Here is a 15,215-nt window from a genome sequence, read left to right on the forward strand (position 1 = left end):
CGATTTTGCCTTTTTCCTTTTTCCTTTTGCCTTATCTTCACCGGGTGCGAAGCGAGTTGCTAAAAAATGTCACGCGAATTGTCGTCAAGCTCGGCACGGGCGTTTTGACGGACAGCAGCAAGCAGCCTGACGCCGCGCAGATGGAACAGCTCGTCGCGCAAATCGCGGCGCAGCGGCAGGCGGGCAAGGAAATTTTAATCGTCAGCTCCGGCGCGGTCGGCGCGGGAATGGGCGTGCTCGGTTTCGAAAAACGCCCGGCAAGCCTCGCGGAACTTCAAGCCTGCGCCGCCGTCGGGCAATCGCGGTTGATGGCGGCCTACGAAAAACTTTTTGCGAAATTCAATCTTCATGTCGCGCAGGTTTTGCTCACGCACGAAGACTTGGAGCACCACGAGCGTCACCTCAACGCGCGCAACACGCTCGTCGAATTGCTCGCGCGCGGCGTCGTGCCCATCATCAATGAAAACGACGCCGTGTCGTTCACCGAATTGAAGTTTGGCGACAACGACAGACTTTCCGCGCTCGTCGCCGCGCTGTTGCCGGCGGATTTGCTCGTGATTTTGACGACGGTGGATGGTGTGATTGAAAATTTCGGCAAGGCAAATCCACAAACCATCGCGACGATCGAGCGTGTTGACGAAGCAGTGGAAAAACTGGCGGGTGGAACGGATAGCGCCACAGCCGTCGGAGGGATGGCGTCGAAAATCCAGGCGGCCAAAATGGTCACGCGCGCCGGGATTCCGCTGGTGATTGCATCGGGTAAAAAGAAAGAGGTTCTCGCGAATATCCTGGATGGACTCGACGAGGGCACGCTCTTCATCCCGCAACCGATCAAACTTCAGGGGCGCAAGCGTTGGATTGCGTTTTTCCATCATCCCAAAGGCGCGCTGTTCGTGGATGACGGCGCCAAGGTCGCGTTGCGCGAGAAGGGGAAAAGTTTGTTGCCGCCGGGAATCGCGCGGTGCGAGGGCGACTTCACCGCGGGCGAAGTGGTGCGGATTTGCGATCTCGACGGCACGGAGTTCGCCCGGGGCATTTCCGACTTCGATTCGAAGGCCGTTCAGGGGAGGCAGCTAAATCGTGTCGAAGTGGTGCACCGGGACAATCTCGTGATCCTGTAGCTGCGTTCGTGAGAACGCGGCTAAATCAAACCTTGGAGACGGCCGCGCTCTGACGAACGCAACTACGGGAACAAAATGAAAAAGCATTCCGCCATGAAGGATCTACTGCGCGTCATGGCCCGGCTGCGTTCGCCCACCGGCTGTCCGTGGGACCGCGAACAGAATCACAAGTCGCTGCGTTGGCACGCCGTTGAGGAGGTTTATGAATTGCTCGACGCCATCGAGGCCGGCGACGACCAAGAAATGGTTGAGGAACTGGGTGACGTTCTGTTGCAAGTGGTTTTTCACTGTCAACTGGCGAAGGAGCGCGGCGCATTTGATTTTGAAAAAGTCTGCCGGCACATCGTGGACAAGTTGATCCGCCGCCATCCGCACGTCTTTGGCAACGTCAAGGTGAAGAACGTCGATCAGGTTTGGGCGAACTGGGAGAAGATCAAACATGCCGAGAAGCATGGGACGAAACACGCGCGTCCATCCGCGCTCGACGGAATTCCAAAACATCTGCCTGCCCTGTTGCGCGCGGAGAAGCTCGTGAAGAAAGCGCGCAAGGCCGGACTGGCGCGAGTGAAGCCTGGGCGTGGCCCGAAAAGATCCGAGATCGGCCCGACGTTTTTTGATATCGTAGCCTACGCGCAATTGCACGGCTGGTCGGTCGAAGAACTGCTGTCCACGGAGATCCGAAAACGTGAACGCAGGTTGCGCCAGATTGAAATGTCGCCGGCGCCTCGACAAAACAAAAATGTGAATTAGCCTTTCCCCAGATTAATGTTATGAGCGATCCACGTTACACAAAACTGGCGAAACTTTTGGTGAACTACTCCACCGCGCTGAAGAAAGGAGACCGCGTCCTGCTGGACATGATCGACGTTCCGGATGAGTTTTCCATCGAGCTGATGCGCGCCGCACCGGGCCACCCACCGGGAAAAACGCAGCGCGCTGCGCCCCACCCCGCGGGGCGGCCGGCGGCCTCATATCCGGAGTGTGCACATCGCCCTCAGAATCGGCCTGGACGGACGCGTGTCCATCGGCTCCAAACGGCTGCGCGTCGGCGTGGCCGCCGAAACACTCCTCAGCCACGGTCTCCAGCCCTATGGCGACATCAGCATCCCCCGATTACGAACCCAAGACCGGGGAATGCCCGGCCCGCGTTCTGCAACTCCGCGCCCAATGAATCTGTCCGCCTCTTGCTCGCACGCTTTTGTTCGCCTTGGAAATCCGCACGACCTACGGAGTGAATGCGCTTGCCGCTTGATTTGCCGGCGGCCAGACGTATTTTCATCACCAGAAAATCCAATCAATTATGACTGAAGCAATCATCGCTCAAAAGTTCCCGTATGTTCAGGACACGAAGCCCGGCAGTTACTGGTGGTGCGCCTGCGGTCGTTCCAAAAGCCAGCCGTTTTGTGACGGCTCGCACAAAGGGACCGGATTCGCGCCGATGAAGGTGGACATTGGGGAGTCGAAGAAGGTCGCCTGGTGCGGTTGCAAACATTCGCAGAACAAACCGTTTTGCGACGGCAGCCACAGCCGGTTGCCTTGACCCTGTCGATCAACGGACTGCTCGCCGGCGCGGCGGCGGAACTCAGGCGCTTTTCTTCCGGAACACGCTGCTGGTGTCGGTGAGGTTGAGGACGGAGAGGTCGAGGCTGGCGTTGGGATCGCGTTGATGCGCGAGCTTGAGTTGATCGGCCACGCGCGCGCCCGCCGAGATGGCGTAATATTTCACCGCGCCCACGCTGACGCTGGCTTTGAAGATGACCACCAGCAGACAATGTTCATCAATGTTGCTGGCGAACATGCTGAAATTCTCGCCCTGTTGGTAAACGCTGTTGAAGTTGTTTTCGCGAACCAGATTGGCGATGGTCTGGTTGGCCATATACGCGCCGGATGCCAGGGCGGCGATGGTCGTGAGATCAAATTCTTCCGATTCGCCTTTGTGCGTGATGAGGAAACCGCCTTTGTCGATGATGAGGGCGGTCGTGGCTTCGCTGCTGGCCAGCAATTCTTTTAGAATCTGGTCGAGTTGGCGGATGTCCTCCTCAATCAGTTGAGGCAGCGTGGGCATATCACGCAGGTGTGCGGGTCCCCTGGCTGATGAATTTGTTCAGCAGGAGGCGGGTGATCATATTGAGGGTTTCGAAGACGCCTTCGCACTTGTGAGCGGTGGAGGAGAAGGTGGGGACTTGCACCTCGCGATTGTTGAGCAGATATTCCATGTATTCAACCGGGGCGACATTGGGCAGGTCGCGTTTGTTGAATTGGAGGACATAAGGGATGTCCGACAGATTAAGTTTCAGGGTCTTCAGGTTCTCTTCCAGGTTGGCAAAGCTCTCGACGTTTTCCGCCATCTTTTCGTATTGCGAATCGGCTACAAAGACGATGCCGTCCACGCCGCGCAAGACCAGTTGCCGGGTGGTGTTGTAAATGACCTGGCCGGGCACGGTGTAAAGTTGGAACTTGGTTTTGAAGCCTTTGATCGACATGGCTTCGATGGGCAAAAAATCGAAGAACAGTGTGCGGTCGGAGCTGGTGGCCAGCGAAACCAACTTGCCTTTGTTGCCCTGGGCGGTTTGCACGTGATCGTGCACCTGCACCAAATTGGTGGTTTTGCCGCCCATGGCCGGCCCGTAATAGACAATCTTGACCTGAAGTTCTTTGGTTGCCTGGTTGATGATCGCCATAAGTTTTTGGTTACTTGGTTTTCCGATCCAGTTCGCCCACAATCGTGACCAGTTGGGCGGTCGGTAATGGCTCTCCCGCGCGACCAAAGGCCGCGAAATACATGCCGCCGACCCGGAAGATTTTCCACGGAGTGTTCCCGACGGTAAAGTTGAGGTTGTTCAGCTCCCCCATTTTAAGCTCCCGCGCCGACTGGCTGGTGCGGCCGAAGATTTGCGGCAGAAAAGCGGCCAGCGTTTCGCCGTTCATGTCGGGCGGAAGTTCCTTGGCCACCAGCAGTCCATCCGCCAGAGCGATGAGCGTTCCCGCCACGCCTTCCAGAGCGGCGGCTTTGCGGACAATTTCATTGGGCGTCGGGAAACGCTTCAGAAAATCCGTGGCGGGTGGGGCGGGCGCCGCGGCGGGTTTGGAAACCGACGCCAAATCCACCGGCTTGTCGGCATCGTCGCCCCAAATATAATAATTTGTTTCTTCCTCGCGGCGGGTAGGTGCCGGCTTGGCCGGAATGAACTGCGGCGCGCTGGTCGCAGCCGGTTGCGCAAGTGAACTGGAAAACAAATCGGGGATATCTTGAGCAAGGGGAACCTTGACCGCGGACTTGCTGGCGCGTTGGCGGGCCAGGAAAAGCGGCGCAATGATTTTCAATGGCAAGTCCAAAACGATTCCGTCATGCACGGACGCGGCGGCGGCGACTGGCAGCGGCTTAATCATGGAACGAAGCAGCTTCCAGGTGAATGTCACCTTGCCATGCTTCAATTCATTTGCCAGCACGTCCATGGGCAACGCCACGATGGCACCGGACAGATTGAGCTGGAGAATCTCCTGACGCACGCCCTCCGGCCAGGTTTGGCTCAACTCGCCGAGGACAACCATCAAATAGTCGGGTTCCCGGGCGACGGTCGGCGCGGCGACCGGGGCCGACGGCTCTCGCGGTGCTGCGGCCGGCGACACGGCCAGGTCGCGAAGCGCCGCCGGGGCGGGAATGGCAGCGGGCGCCTGGACCGGCTCTGGCGCCGGTTGGAGGGCCGGCCGCGGGCGGGGTGCCGCCGGTGCCTGCGTGGGCGCGGTAAAAGGTTGGGAAGGCGGGGCGCCAATGACCAACCCCTGGCCTTTGGCACCAAATGGGCCGGCGATTCCCGCCGGCGGTTCGACTTTTTTTTGCGGCGGGCGCCGCGCCAGCAGCGCGGGATCCAAGCGGGAAAGAATCTCGGACAAGGGCAACTCCACGAGGACCTGGTCCAGATCGTCTTGGTCGGAGAAAGTTCCTGGCGGCGCCGCCCGGCGCAGTTCACCAAAAGAGAGTTTCACCGAACCGCGGGCGAGTTGCGGAAGAATCTTTTCCGTGGCGAGGAGCACATCCACCTGGGTGGCGTAGGATTGATTGACGCGGGCCTGCAAATCTCCCGGCAACTGGGCCAGGATGGCGTTCAACGGCAAAGCCAGCCGGGCCAGCGTGCGAACGGCAGGCGCCGGCAGGGGTTGACGTGTTCCGCTGGCGGCTGACGTAGCAGGGCTGGACATCGGCTGGACTTGAGCCGCGGCTTGCACCGGGCTGCCCAAAAGTTTTTTTATAAAGCGGAACATTTTTTGCCTTGTTCGCAATTTGGCAGAGCCAATGGGTTTCGTCGATATTTTATTACTTGACCGTGCTGTCAATTTCAAAAGTTTCAAAATGGGACAAGCTGACAACCCGGTCGTTAAAAAACAGGACATCAAACTTGGAAAGAGAGAACCCACTGTTCCCTCTCCCTGCGCGCGGAACGGATCTCGCCGACCACCCAGCACGATATAGCAAACCTGGGGCCGCCACCTGCAGCAACCTCGCGCGGCGGGCGCGCTCTTCGGCCTCCCCCGGCGCACCGGCCGCCGCACCTCGATACGCCGATTTTGAGTTCCGGACAACTTTATTTTCCCCGGCTTGCTTTTTCCGGCGCGACGAGTCTTTATAGAGCCAGCGAGCGTATGTGCCGAACGTGACGATGGCCATGAACCACAAAATTTTGTTGGTGGACGATGATCAAGACCTGCTGGTCATGTATCGCGAGATCCTGTCCAAGCTGCCCAGCCAACCGGAGATTCACACCGCCGCCAGCGGCGCGCGCGCGCTGGCGCTGCTGGAGGACGAGCCGTTCACCTTGCTGATTTGCGACCTCAAAATGCCCAAGATGGACGGCCTCCAGGTCTTGTCCATCGTCCGTCGCAAGCATCCGCAATTGCGGACCGTGGTGTTGACCGCCATCATGGATGAACAGTTCCGTTCGCGCGTTTACGCCCTCGGAGTGGACCAGTTCTGGCAAAAGCCGGGCACGGAACAAGAAATCAAACTCTTCCTGGATTGTCTGGAGTCGCTGCTGGGTCGCGAGGCGCAAAGCGGCTTTCGCGGCATGCAAAGCAAGAGCCTGGTCGATATCCTCCAGTTGGAGTGTCTTTCTCAAAGCTCCGCGGTGCTGAAAATCTCCAACGGCCCGCAAACGGCCAGGATCTGGATTCAAAACGGCGAGTTGATTGATGCGACGACGGACGACTTGACGGGCGAACCGGCTTTCCGGGCGATCCTTGCCTGGAAAACCGGCTTGTTTGAAACGCTGGCGGCCGAACCGGCCCGGCCCCGGACCATTTTCAATTCCTATCAGGCGTTGCTGCTCGAAACTGCGCAGGCGTTTGACGAGTCCAAAGCCCATGACACCGAAGTCATCACCTCTTCGGCCACGCCGGCCGGGCCGGACGCCACGCCCGTCTCGCCGCTGGCGGCGCTGATGCGTCGTCACGGTGTGGAATTCGCCCTGGAAACCAACCACACCGACCCGAAACAGTTCGAAGCCCACGGTCTGGAGAACCCGCAGCCGATGGCGGATTGGGCGCGGCAAATGATGGACCGTTTAACGTCACTGGGGGATCGCCTGCGGGCGGGACAACTCAACCAGGTCGAATGCCTGGGGCCACAGCGCCACGTCGCGATTGTGCCGCGCGGCAACGCGGAGCTGTGCATCGGGTGGAATCATAACATGTCCGGCGGAAAAATCCGGGAAACGATGAAAAAGATTCTCAATCAATGGGCTTCCTGAGTCAAATCTTCAAACCCCCCGCGGCGCCACTCTTACGGCTTCCTTCCGGGAGCTTTACGCTGGATCGCGAAGGGCGGATTATTATCTCGACGGTGGCGCAGTCGTATCCGGTGTCGTTTCTGCAAGAAATCGGCGACCAGGTGCTGGCCGCATTCAATTCGGCGCAAGCCGCGCAGTTGCCGCTGTCCGAACTCATCGTCCACTTTTCCAGTCTGACGGTGACTGCGCGCGAGTTGCGCGGCGGCGCGGTCGTATTCTTGTCGCCGCCCGAAGTGGCCGCTCCGCAAAACTGAATCGAACTCCAAGCAACCTGCTTATGCGCAATAAAAAATTGGACCGGGTCATCCAGCAGATGGAAAATTATCTGGAGTGCTGGAAGCAATTCAATCACTTCGTCAATCTGGCCCGCGGCAAGAAGTTCGGCCCGGATGATGAAAACCAATTCTTGGAGATCAAGAGCATCATCACCCAGGAGCTGGAGGTGATTTTCGCCGCCATGGATGTCTTTTCCCCCACCCGCGAAGACGTGCTCTCGCTGATCTCCAGCGCCCCCTCGCTGCGCTACCTCAGCGAATTGCACGAAGGCAACCTGCGCAGCCTGGAAAGTCAGTGGCACCGGATTTACATCGGCTGGCATTCCATCCTGGGCCAGCTCAAGGTCAAGCAGATGCAGTTGGGCGAAAAATCCCTCCGCTCCTCGATGTTTGGCGGATAGGCAAAGCAGCAGCGACCTTGTACAGGTTGCTTCCTTACGGACCAGGATTTGCCGCTTGTCAACGGCGGCAATTTATCGTCTAAACGGCGCGTGCCAGACTGGATCGCTGTCATTTTGCTCGGGGTCATTGAAGGCGTGACCGAGTTCATTCCAGTTTCTTCGACCGGACATCTGCTGATTGCCGAACGCTGGCTGCCGCGTCAGACCGATTTGTTCAACGTGGTCATTCAATGCGGCGCGGTGCTGGCGGTGATTCCGCTCTTTTCCATCCGCTGCCAGCAAATCCTCTTCCGGTTGCAGGAATCGGAAACGCGCCGCTTCCTTCTGAAAATCCTGCTGGCATTTGGGTTGACGGGGGTCGTGGGATTTGTGCTCGAAAAAAAACATTTCAAGCTGCCGGAAACCTCCACCCCTGTCGCCTGGGCGTTGCTGGTCGGCGGCATTCTGTTCGTCGCGGTTGAGCGTTGGCTGCGCGGCAAACCGTTGCGCGAAGAAGTGACCTGGACGGTGGCGCTGGTCGTTGGGGTCGGTCAACTGATCGCCGCTGTGTTCCCCGGCACCTCGCGGTCTGGCGCGACGATCTTGCTGGCGCTGGCAATGGGCTTGAGCCGTCCGGCGGCCACGGAGTTTTCGTTTCTGGTCGGCATCCCAACAATGCTGGCGGCGGGCGGATTGAAAATCTTCAAAGCGCTGCATCACCCGCCACCGGACGCGGTCCCGGAACATTGGGGGATGGTTTGCCTGGGAACAATCGTCGCCGCCCTCGTTTCGTTCATCGCGGTGAAATGGCTGTTGCACTACATCCAGACGCACACCTTCACGGCGTTCGGCTGGTATCGCATCGCGCTGGGGATTCTGCTGCTCGTTTTGTTTCGTTGACCACCGTGCGGGTCCCCCATTATTGCGGCGTAGTGGTTGCTCCACCAGGTTATTCGATGCGAACAATCTGCGGGTGGAAGTTGCGCGACCATTTCGTCAGCGAAAAGCCTTAACGCTGTTGTCCCAGCCACAGCAAAATCATCGGCACGAGAATCCCCAGCGCCAGCGAGAGCCAGATTGGCCAGCGCTGCCGACTAGAGCGAAACGCCAGCACGATGCCCAACGCAATCGTCGTGATCAGCGCCACGCACATCACGACCACGAGATAACGAAACCACGCGGTGTGGTACGCTTGCGCCGAGCCGCTGGGAAAATGCTGCTCCACGTGCACCGTGCTCAACCGCGTCACCAGCGTGTCAGCCTCGCTGCTGCCTTTCTTGCGGTCGGGATTCATCGTCTGGTACCAGCCCGTTCCCACGAAGAACAAAAGCAGCGGGGCAAAGAAACAGCCGAGGAACGTGTGAATGCGACGCAGGGATTTCATAACATTGGAAAGAGAAATCGGTCATCAGTAATCAGCAATCAGTTTGGCGCTTTTGATTTCCGTCTTCCGACATCCGGTTTCCGCCTTCCGGTCTCAAGGTTTCTCCGGTGACGGAATCCAGATTTTCTGGCCGACCCGCAACTTCGTCGGCTCCAGCTTTGGATTTGCCTTGAGGATTTGGTCCACCGTCACTTTGATGCCTTTTTCCCGGTAAGCCTGCACAATGACCGATAACGTATCGCCCGACTGGACCTCGTATTCGTAGCCCTTGCCTCGGTCGGCCGTTGCCGTCGGAGCGGTGTCGGTCACTGGCGCCTTCGAACGCGGTGGCGGAGCGGTTATTGCTTTCCCAAGCTTGCTGATTTCCTTCAAGATTAACTCCTTGTCATCCGCCCGTTTCCTGTCGATCTCCTGGATTTTTTCGGCAAGGTGTCGCAAATCTTCTTCGCTGGCATAATTGGCGCGGGGACGCGACTGCTGTTCGCGCAAACTTTCAATTTCCTTCGCAAGCGCGGCGATGCGCTTTTGCTGCTCCGTCTGCGCGGCGAGCAAGTCGTCCACCGCGCTGCTGAGGCGTTTGTAACGTTCTTCCGCCGCGTCGCGGTCGGCCTTGGCGGCGGCAGCGGCGGCGTCCTGAGCCCGCAGGGCGGGTGTGATTGAGAGGAGACTGGCAATGAGAAAAATGGAAATCCGTTTCATAGGTGGAACATAGAAAGGTCGCGTTCCGAGTTCAAGGTTCAAAGTTCGGGAATCTGGCGCAGCAGTGATCCGATCTGGCAGCGTAGTCACCGGCTGTGGAATTCCTCTGGACGCGACACGTTCGCAAGCTCAAACTCGGAGCCATGAACCTTGATAGGACCAACTTCGTTGAGTATTTATAGCTTTGGCATCAGTGGACAATATGTATGACTAGAATCTCATGCTCAACTCAGAAATACGGCGCAGTATTCATTGTCTTGGGCACGTCTGCTATCGTCGCCCTTGGTTGTATCGGAATTTCTTTCAGACAGCTTCTAGCACAATTGCATACACGACCTATCACGCCGAAGGAGGGATTTCATATCTTGGAGGCCCTCGAAGCTTTATGGTTCTTTGCATGTCCCGGACTGTGCATTTTGCTTATCATCGCCGGCAGCCTTCTGGTCCGAAGTGCCAAACCCCCTAAAGGAAATTAGCCTCTAAGCAGGCGTCTAACCAGGAGGAGTGAAGTAAGCCCGTCCCTGCAACTTTGGACTTTTGGCTTCGCACTTTGGATTTAAGCTGGCCGCGTGACGGTTCTGGAAGTCATTCATCGCAGTTCGGAGTTCTTGACCAAAAAGGGTGTGGAATCGCCGCGACTACAAGTTGAACTACTGCTGGCGCATTTGCTCCGCCTTCCGCGTATGAAGTTGTATCTGAATTTCGAGCGCGTGCTGACGTCTGCCGAACTCGACAGGCTCCGCGAACTGGTCAGACGGCGCGGCCATCGTGAGCCGCTGCAACACATCGTTGGCACCACTTCGTTTTGCGGTCTGGAGCTGGCCGTGAATCGCCACGCGCTGATTCCGCGTCCGGAAACCGAACTGCTCGCCGAACGCGCGTGGCAGTTTCTCCACCAACAGCCCACGGTGTTGGAGTCCACGCTTCAGCGTGCGCCGCTTTCCGAACAGCCTGAAGGCTGGACTCCAACGGCCTTGGACTTCGGCACGGGCAGCGGTTGTCTGGCCATCACGCTCGCGATCAAATGTCCGACGGCACAATTGTTCGCCATCGATATTTCGAGCGAAGCATTGGAACTAGCCCGCCAAAATGCAGTCCGACATGGCGTAGAAGCACGGATTCAGTTTCTTGCCAGCGATGGTTTTGCCGCCTTGCCGAACGGGGTGCGCTTCAACCTCATCGTCGCCAATCCTCCTTACATTTCGAGCGCGACCATCGCCACTCTGGCTCCCGAAGTGCGCGATCATGATCCGCGGCTGGCGTTGGACGGCGGCACGGAAGGTTTGGATTTTTATCGGCGGCTCGCCAAGGAAGCCACGCCGTATTTGCGACCGGACGGACGAATCATGTTGGAACTGGGTGATGGGCAGTCCGACAAGGTGAGCGAAATCTTTCATCAACAAAAGTGGGTTGTCGAAGCGGTGCAGGAGGATTACAGTCGGCAACCGAGAATTTTAGTGGCGCGTCCGACAGGTTAGCCGCTCGTTAAAAAAGTAGCCGCCGAGGTAACGAGGCGGAAAATATCGGGGCATTACAGCCGGAGTCCGCCTCGTTACCTCGGCGGCTACGGGCGAATCGTCCGCATTCGACGGGCGGGTTGGTCAACGCGGGCGTCAATGTTGGTGTTGAATTCATTTTTGATTTTGCATGGACAGCTTGATGATCAAAGGTGGCGTGCCGTTGCGCGGCGAGGTCACGATCAGCGGGGCGAAGAACGCCGTGCTGCCGATCATGGCCGCGACGTTGCTCACCGCTGAGCCGTGCGTCATCCGCCGCGTGCCGAAACTGACCGACGTGGAATTCATGGGGCAGATTCTGACGTCGCTCGGCGCGAAGGTAAACTTGGAGGGCGACACGCTGCGCGTGCAGGCGGAGAAGGTTCAAGGTGTGGGCGATTACGAGTTGATCCGTAAAATGCGCGGCTCGATCTGTATCATGGGACCGCTGTTGGGCCGGTTGAGGAAAGCGACGGTATCACTGCCCGGCGGCTGCGTCATCGGCGCGCGCCCGATTGATCTGCATTTGAAAGGGTTCGAAGCGCTCGGAGCAAAAATCAAGATTGAAGGTGGCTACGTTCAGGCGCGGGCCAGGCGGCTGGCGGGCGCGGATTTGTTTCTCGGCGGGCGCGCCGGTTGCACGGTGCTGGGCACGGCCAACGTGATGATGGCGGCGGTGCTGGCGGACGGCGTGACGATGATTGAAAGCGCCGCGTGTGAGCCGGAAGTGGTGGACCTCGCAAATTTCCTCAATGCGATGGGAGCGAAAGTTCAGGGGGCGGGCAGTCCCACTGTGACCATCACCGGCGTGAAGAAGTTGCACGGCGCCGAGCACGAGGTGATTCCCGACCGCATCGAGGCGGCGACCTACGCCATCGCCGCTGCCGCGACGAGAGGGGAAGTCACTTTGCTGGGTGCGCGCGCTGATCACATGCACGCGGTGCTGGACAAATTGCGCGAGGCCGGCGTCAATGTGGAGCGCAATGGTTCGGCGTTGAAGGTGCGCCGCAATGGTCGCTTGAAACCGGTGGACATCACCACGCTGCCCTACGCGGGTTTCCCCACCGACGTGCAGGCGCAAATGATGGTGTTGATGGCGTTGACCCAGGGCATCAGCATCATCACGGAACGCATTTTTGAAGCGCGCTTCATGCATGTCAGCGAACTGGCGCGGTTGGGAGCGGACATCGCCATTGAAGGTCCGAGCGCCATCGTCAAGGGCGGCAAACCGTTGAGCGGCGCGCCGGTGATGGCCAGCGATTTGCGCGCGTCGGCGGCATTGGTGATTGCCGGTCTGGTGGCGCGTGGCCGGACCGAAGTGAAGCGCGTCTATCATCTGGACCGAGGTTACGAGAATATTGATGGAAAACTGCGGCAACTGGGTGCCCGCGTCGAACGGATGGAAGAATCATGACAAAAGTAATCAGCGTCTTCGTCATCGTCCTCGTCCTCTACGGTGGATGGGAACTTTTTTTATACTGGGAAAAGGTCCGAGACGAAAAGGAATCGAGTCGAAAAGCGGCGACGGCGGCGCAAGTTGTCCCGGAACAATTGCCGGGCATGCCCTACACCTTGGAGCCGACGTTGCAGGCGGCGCAAAAGGGCGGCGCCGCCGGTCTGAAGAACTGGTTGCGCCAGTACCGCAGCAAGGTCACCGACCCGCGACTCGCGTGGATCGAGTTGGATTACGTCGTCCTTGTCGCCCGTGATGACCCCGCAGAGGCGCGTCGGGTGTTCGCTGGCGTCAAGCAGCGGACGACGCCGGCGTCGCCGGTTTACGAGCGCGTGAAACAACTGGAAAAGACGTACGAATAAGTCAGTTTCACAAAGAGCAATCCAGCGAGGAACTTTTTGCTGGCTAGACTGACGGTGAAGACTTAGGGTGGCAACAGGCAAGCCATCAAACAACGCATTTGAATTATGGACGTGATTTTTAATTGCCCGCACTGCGACCAGGAACTGGCAGTTGATAGCGGCGGGGCCGGCCAGTCAATCGAATGCCCTTCCTGCGGCGAGTCGATCGTCATTCCCGTGGCAACGGCCGCCAATCTCAAAGCCGCGCCCGCACCCGTAGCCACCCCGCGATCATCTGGTGGCCAGCCGGCCAGCGCCATCGCCGCTTCGGCGGCGGCGAAAGAAGACAAGCACTTCTCGGTGCCAGTGCGTAACAAGCCGACCGAGCAGTTGATTGAAAAACCGCTGGCACCGCTCGAAGTGGCGGCCAAGGAAAGCGACAAGGTGATGCGGGTAAAAACCATCCGGCACACGGATTGCGTTGAGGTCGGTCACGACCGCTTTGATGAAATCGTCACCAATTTTCTGGGCAAGATCGGCGAAACCAACATCGTCAGCATCAACACGCTTTCGTACACGCACCTGGACGTCGGCACGCAGAAGTTGATCACGGATTACGGCGTGATGATTGTTTACAAGGGTTGAGGCCAAGGAGCCTGGATTCGGATTGCCATGGAGGTTCGCCCTTCTTGACTTGCCTCAGCCCGCTCATTACGCTTTCCCCATGCAACGATGGTCTGTCCGTTTCTTGTTACTCGCGTTTTGCGTGATGGCCTTCCCACAGCGTTCGCCGGCGCCGCTCATCTTTCGGGCGGGCGAAGGCTGGACCTATGAGCCGGTGGGTGGTGAAGGTAAATGGCAACGCACCCGCGCCAAGGACCAGTTGGAGGTGGCCCAGACCGCCTTCGACAAAAAAGATTACAGCCTCGCTCGGAAAGCCGCGCGGCGCGTGGTGAAGCAATGGCCGCTTTCCGATTACGCGCCGCACGCGCAATATCTGGTCGGGCGCTGTTATGAAGCGCGGAAGCAGGATGAAAAGGCGTTCAAGGAATATCAACGCGTCCTCGAAAAATTTCCGAAGATCGAAAACTACCAGGAAATCCTCCAGCGCCAGTACGCGATCTGCAACCGATTCCTGGGCGGCCAATGGTTCAAGCTCTGGGGCTACATCCCGTTCTTCCCCTCCATGGAACGCACCGCCGGGATGTACGAGAAGGTTGTCAAGAACGGGCCGTACAGCGACGTGGCGCCGCAGGCGCAAATGAACATCGGCGCCGCCCGCGAGAAACAATCGGACTTCCCCCAGGCCGTCAAGGCCTACGAACGCGCCGCCGACCGGTATCACGACCAGAAAAAAGTCGCCGCGGATGCGCTCTACCGGGCGGGACTGGCGTACAACAAGCAAGCCAAGACCGCGGAATACGATCAGAACACCGCCGCGCAGGCCATCGCCACCTTCACCGATTTCATGACGCTGTATCCGGACGACCCCCGCGTGTCGCAGGCGCAAAAAATTGTTGGCTCATTGAAAACCGAACAGGCGCGCGGCAGCTATCAGATCGCCCGGTTTTACGAGAAGAACAAACGCTTGAACGGCGCGTTGATTTATTACAACGACGTGCTGATTCAGGACCCGAAGTCCCAATACGCCACCGACGCCCGGCTACACATCGACACACTCAAGAAACGGACGGTGTCTGCGGGCAAGTAACATGCGATTGAGTTCACTGTTCCTGGGAAGTTTTGTCGCGCTCGGTCTGACCGGCTGCGCCGGTTACAAGCTCGGCCCCAGCAACGGCCTGGCCCCGGGCGCCAAATCAGTCCAGATCAATCCGTTCGCCAATCAAACACTGGAGCCGCGCCTCAGCGAAGCCGTCACTTACGCGATGCGCAAGAATTTGCAGCAGGACGGGACGTTCCGCCTCGATACCCACGGCGACGGCGACATCATCGTGACTGGTGTCATCACTCACTACGCCCGCTCGCCGCTGAGTTTTCAACCCACGGACATTGTCACCGTGCGCGATTACCGGTTGCACATGACGGTGCAAATCAGCGCGCGCGAGCGGAGCAGTGGCAAGGTGATTCTGGACCGCGCCGTGTCCGGCTTCACCACTCTGCGTGTGGGCAATGATCTGACCAGCGAAGAGCGCCAGGCCATCCCGTTGCTGGCCGATAATCTCGCCAAGAACGCGACTTCATTGCTGGCCGATGGTTCGTGGTGAGGCGACTTGTTGGCAGGAGCAAATCGCAACCTGACTGTTTTTCCTTTGGATTGGCGAG

General features: G+C 58.5%; 19 protein-coding genes. 13 read left to right on the top strand and 6 right to left on the bottom strand.

What is annotated here, in order from left to right; genetic code table 11:
• Positions 1-44: 44 nt before the first annotated feature.
• The 3 genes from proB (at position 45) to HY298_11135 (ending at position 2,661) form a co-directional block, all read left to right on the top strand.
• A complete protein-coding gene (gene proB / locus HY298_11125; protein ID MBI3850809.1) occupies positions 45-1,121 on the top strand; it encodes a glutamate 5-kinase in 1,077 nt (358 codons plus the stop codon).
• 75 nt (positions 1,122-1,196) lie between these two features.
• Positions 1,197-1,871, top strand: coding sequence for a MazG family protein (locus tag HY298_11130; GenBank protein MBI3850810.1), 675 nt, complete (start codon positions 1,197-1,199; stop codon positions 1,869-1,871).
• 550 nt (positions 1,872-2,421) lie between these two features.
• Positions 2,422-2,661: a CDGSH iron-sulfur domain-containing protein gene (locus HY298_11135; GenBank protein MBI3850811.1), complete on the top strand. Its 240-nt coding sequence runs from the start codon at positions 2,422-2,424 to the stop codon at positions 2,659-2,661.
• Between the two features lie 42 nt (positions 2,662-2,703).
• Here HY298_11135 and HY298_11140 read toward each other — a convergent pair whose 3' ends face one another.
• Genes HY298_11140 through HY298_11155 form a run of 4 tightly spaced genes read right to left on the bottom strand, consistent with a single transcriptional unit; the run spans position 2,704 to position 5,787 of the window.
• The gene (locus tag HY298_11140; protein ID MBI3850812.1) at positions 2,704-3,186 is read right to left on the bottom strand and encodes a roadblock/LC7 domain-containing protein; all 483 of its coding nucleotides are present in this window, start codon (positions 3,184-3,186) and stop codon (positions 2,704-2,706) included.
• Between the two features lies 1 nt (position 3,187).
• Positions 3,188-3,802 (bottom strand): gliding-motility protein MglA, encoded by a 615-nt coding sequence (locus tag HY298_11145; GenBank protein MBI3850813.1) that lies wholly within the window; start codon positions 3,800-3,802, stop codon positions 3,188-3,190.
• 10 nt (positions 3,803-3,812) lie between these two features.
• Positions 3,813-5,384, bottom strand: coding sequence for a hypothetical protein (locus tag HY298_11150; protein ID MBI3850814.1), 1,572 nt, complete (start codon positions 5,382-5,384; stop codon positions 3,813-3,815).
• A 52-nt stretch (positions 5,385-5,436) separates the two neighbouring features.
• A complete protein-coding gene (locus HY298_11155) occupies positions 5,437-5,787 on the bottom strand; it encodes a hypothetical protein (protein ID MBI3850815.1) in 351 nt (116 codons plus the stop codon).
• Here HY298_11155 and HY298_11160 point away from each other — a divergent pair.
• From HY298_11160 to HY298_11175, 4 genes are all read left to right on the top strand, one after another.
• Positions 5,786-6,865 (top strand): response regulator, encoded by a 1,080-nt coding sequence (locus HY298_11160; protein ID MBI3850816.1) that lies wholly within the window; start codon positions 5,786-5,788, stop codon positions 6,863-6,865. The two genes, HY298_11155 and HY298_11160, sit on opposite strands and share 2 nt — an antisense overlap.
• Positions 6,853-7,158: a hypothetical protein gene (locus HY298_11165; GenBank protein MBI3850817.1), complete on the top strand. Its 306-nt coding sequence runs from the start codon at positions 6,853-6,855 to the stop codon at positions 7,156-7,158. Before HY298_11160 ends, HY298_11165 begins: the two co-directional genes overlap by 13 nt.
• 23 nt (positions 7,159-7,181) lie before the next feature.
• Complete coding sequence (locus HY298_11170; protein ID MBI3850818.1) at positions 7,182-7,580, top strand: hypothetical protein; 399 nt, start codon at positions 7,182-7,184, stop codon at positions 7,578-7,580.
• A gap of 90 nt (positions 7,581-7,670) precedes the next feature.
• A complete protein-coding gene (locus HY298_11175) occupies positions 7,671-8,459 on the top strand; it encodes an undecaprenyl-diphosphate phosphatase (GenBank protein MBI3850819.1) in 789 nt (262 codons plus the stop codon).
• A 109-nt stretch (positions 8,460-8,568) separates the two neighbouring features.
• Here the strand turns inward: HY298_11175 and HY298_11180 are convergent, their stop codons facing one another.
• Both HY298_11180 and HY298_11185 read right to left on the bottom strand, forming a co-directional pair.
• Entirely contained in the window at positions 8,569-8,943 is a 375-nt protein-coding gene (locus HY298_11180) for a hypothetical protein (protein MBI3850820.1), read from the bottom strand.
• A gap of 93 nt (positions 8,944-9,036) precedes the next feature.
• Positions 9,037-9,642, bottom strand: coding sequence for a LysM peptidoglycan-binding domain-containing protein (locus HY298_11185; protein ID MBI3850821.1), 606 nt, complete (start codon positions 9,640-9,642; stop codon positions 9,037-9,039).
• Positions 9,643-10,211: 569 nt separating this feature from the next.
• Here HY298_11185 and prmC point away from each other — a divergent pair.
• The 6 genes from prmC (at position 10,212) to HY298_11215 (ending at position 15,157) form a co-directional block, all read left to right on the top strand.
• A complete protein-coding gene (prmC, locus tag HY298_11190) occupies positions 10,212-11,120 on the top strand; it encodes a peptide chain release factor N(5)-glutamine methyltransferase (GenBank protein ID MBI3850822.1) in 909 nt (302 codons plus the stop codon).
• Between the two features lie 169 nt (positions 11,121-11,289).
• A complete protein-coding gene (gene murA, locus HY298_11195) occupies positions 11,290-12,552 on the top strand; it encodes a UDP-N-acetylglucosamine 1-carboxyvinyltransferase (protein MBI3850823.1) in 1,263 nt (420 codons plus the stop codon).
• A complete protein-coding gene (locus HY298_11200) occupies positions 12,549-12,953 on the top strand; it encodes a hypothetical protein (protein ID MBI3850824.1) in 405 nt (134 codons plus the stop codon). The genes murA and HY298_11200 overlap by 4 nt, the downstream gene beginning before the upstream one ends.
• Before the next feature lie 105 nt (positions 12,954-13,058).
• A complete protein-coding gene (locus HY298_11205) occupies positions 13,059-13,577 on the top strand; it encodes a hypothetical protein (protein ID MBI3850825.1) in 519 nt (172 codons plus the stop codon).
• A gap of 79 nt (positions 13,578-13,656) precedes the next feature.
• The gene (gene bamD / locus HY298_11210) at positions 13,657-14,643 is read left to right on the top strand and encodes an outer membrane protein assembly factor BamD (GenBank protein MBI3850826.1); all 987 of its coding nucleotides are present in this window, start codon (positions 13,657-13,659) and stop codon (positions 14,641-14,643) included.
• A gap of 7 nt (positions 14,644-14,650) precedes the next feature.
• Complete coding sequence (locus HY298_11215) at positions 14,651-15,157, top strand: LptE family protein (protein MBI3850827.1); 507 nt, start codon at positions 14,651-14,653, stop codon at positions 15,155-15,157.
• Positions 15,158-15,215: the final 58 nt, after the last annotated feature.

The sequence above is a fragment of the Verrucomicrobiota bacterium genome (genome assembly GCA_016200005.1).
In the GTDB taxonomy this organism is placed as follows: domain Bacteria; phylum Verrucomicrobiota; class Verrucomicrobiia; order Limisphaerales; family PALSA-1396; genus PALSA-1396.

Excerpts from the sequence above, each read along its gene's own strand:
- HY298_11170 (MBI3850818.1), top strand. The coding sequence starts at position 7,182 with ATGCGCAATAAAAAATTGGACCGGGTCATCCAGCAGATGGAAAATTAT.
- bamD (MBI3850826.1), top strand. The coding sequence starts at position 13,657 with ATGCAACGATGGTCTGTCCGTTTCTTGTTACTCGCGTTTTGCGTGATG.
- HY298_11135 (MBI3850811.1), top strand. The coding sequence starts at position 2,422 with ATGACTGAAGCAATCATCGCTCAAAAGTTCCCGTATGTTCAGGACACG.
- HY298_11140 (MBI3850812.1), bottom strand. The coding sequence starts at position 3,186 with ATGCCCACGCTGCCTCAACTGATTGAGGAGGACATCCGCCAACTCGAC.
- HY298_11200 (MBI3850824.1), top strand. The coding sequence starts at position 12,549 with ATGACAAAAGTAATCAGCGTCTTCGTCATCGTCCTCGTCCTCTACGGT.
- murA (MBI3850823.1), top strand. The coding sequence starts at position 11,290 with ATGGACAGCTTGATGATCAAAGGTGGCGTGCCGTTGCGCGGCGAGGTC.
- HY298_11185 (MBI3850821.1), bottom strand. The coding sequence starts at position 9,642 with ATGAAACGGATTTCCATTTTTCTCATTGCCAGTCTCCTCTCAATCACA.
- HY298_11130 (MBI3850810.1), top strand. The coding sequence starts at position 1,197 with ATGAAAAAGCATTCCGCCATGAAGGATCTACTGCGCGTCATGGCCCGG.
- HY298_11160 (MBI3850816.1), top strand. The coding sequence starts at position 5,786 with ATGAACCACAAAATTTTGTTGGTGGACGATGATCAAGACCTGCTGGTC.
- HY298_11205 (MBI3850825.1), top strand. The coding sequence starts at position 13,059 with ATGGACGTGATTTTTAATTGCCCGCACTGCGACCAGGAACTGGCAGTT.
- HY298_11145 (MBI3850813.1), bottom strand. The coding sequence starts at position 3,802 with ATGGCGATCATCAACCAGGCAACCAAAGAACTTCAGGTCAAGATTGTC.
- HY298_11155 (MBI3850815.1), bottom strand. The coding sequence starts at position 5,787 with ATGGCCATCGTCACGTTCGGCACATACGCTCGCTGGCTCTATAAAGAC.
- HY298_11165 (MBI3850817.1), top strand. The coding sequence starts at position 6,853 with ATGGGCTTCCTGAGTCAAATCTTCAAACCCCCCGCGGCGCCACTCTTA.
- HY298_11180 (MBI3850820.1), bottom strand. The coding sequence starts at position 8,943 with ATGAAATCCCTGCGTCGCATTCACACGTTCCTCGGCTGTTTCTTTGCC.
- HY298_11150 (MBI3850814.1), bottom strand. The coding sequence starts at position 5,384 with ATGTTCCGCTTTATAAAAAAACTTTTGGGCAGCCCGGTGCAAGCCGCG.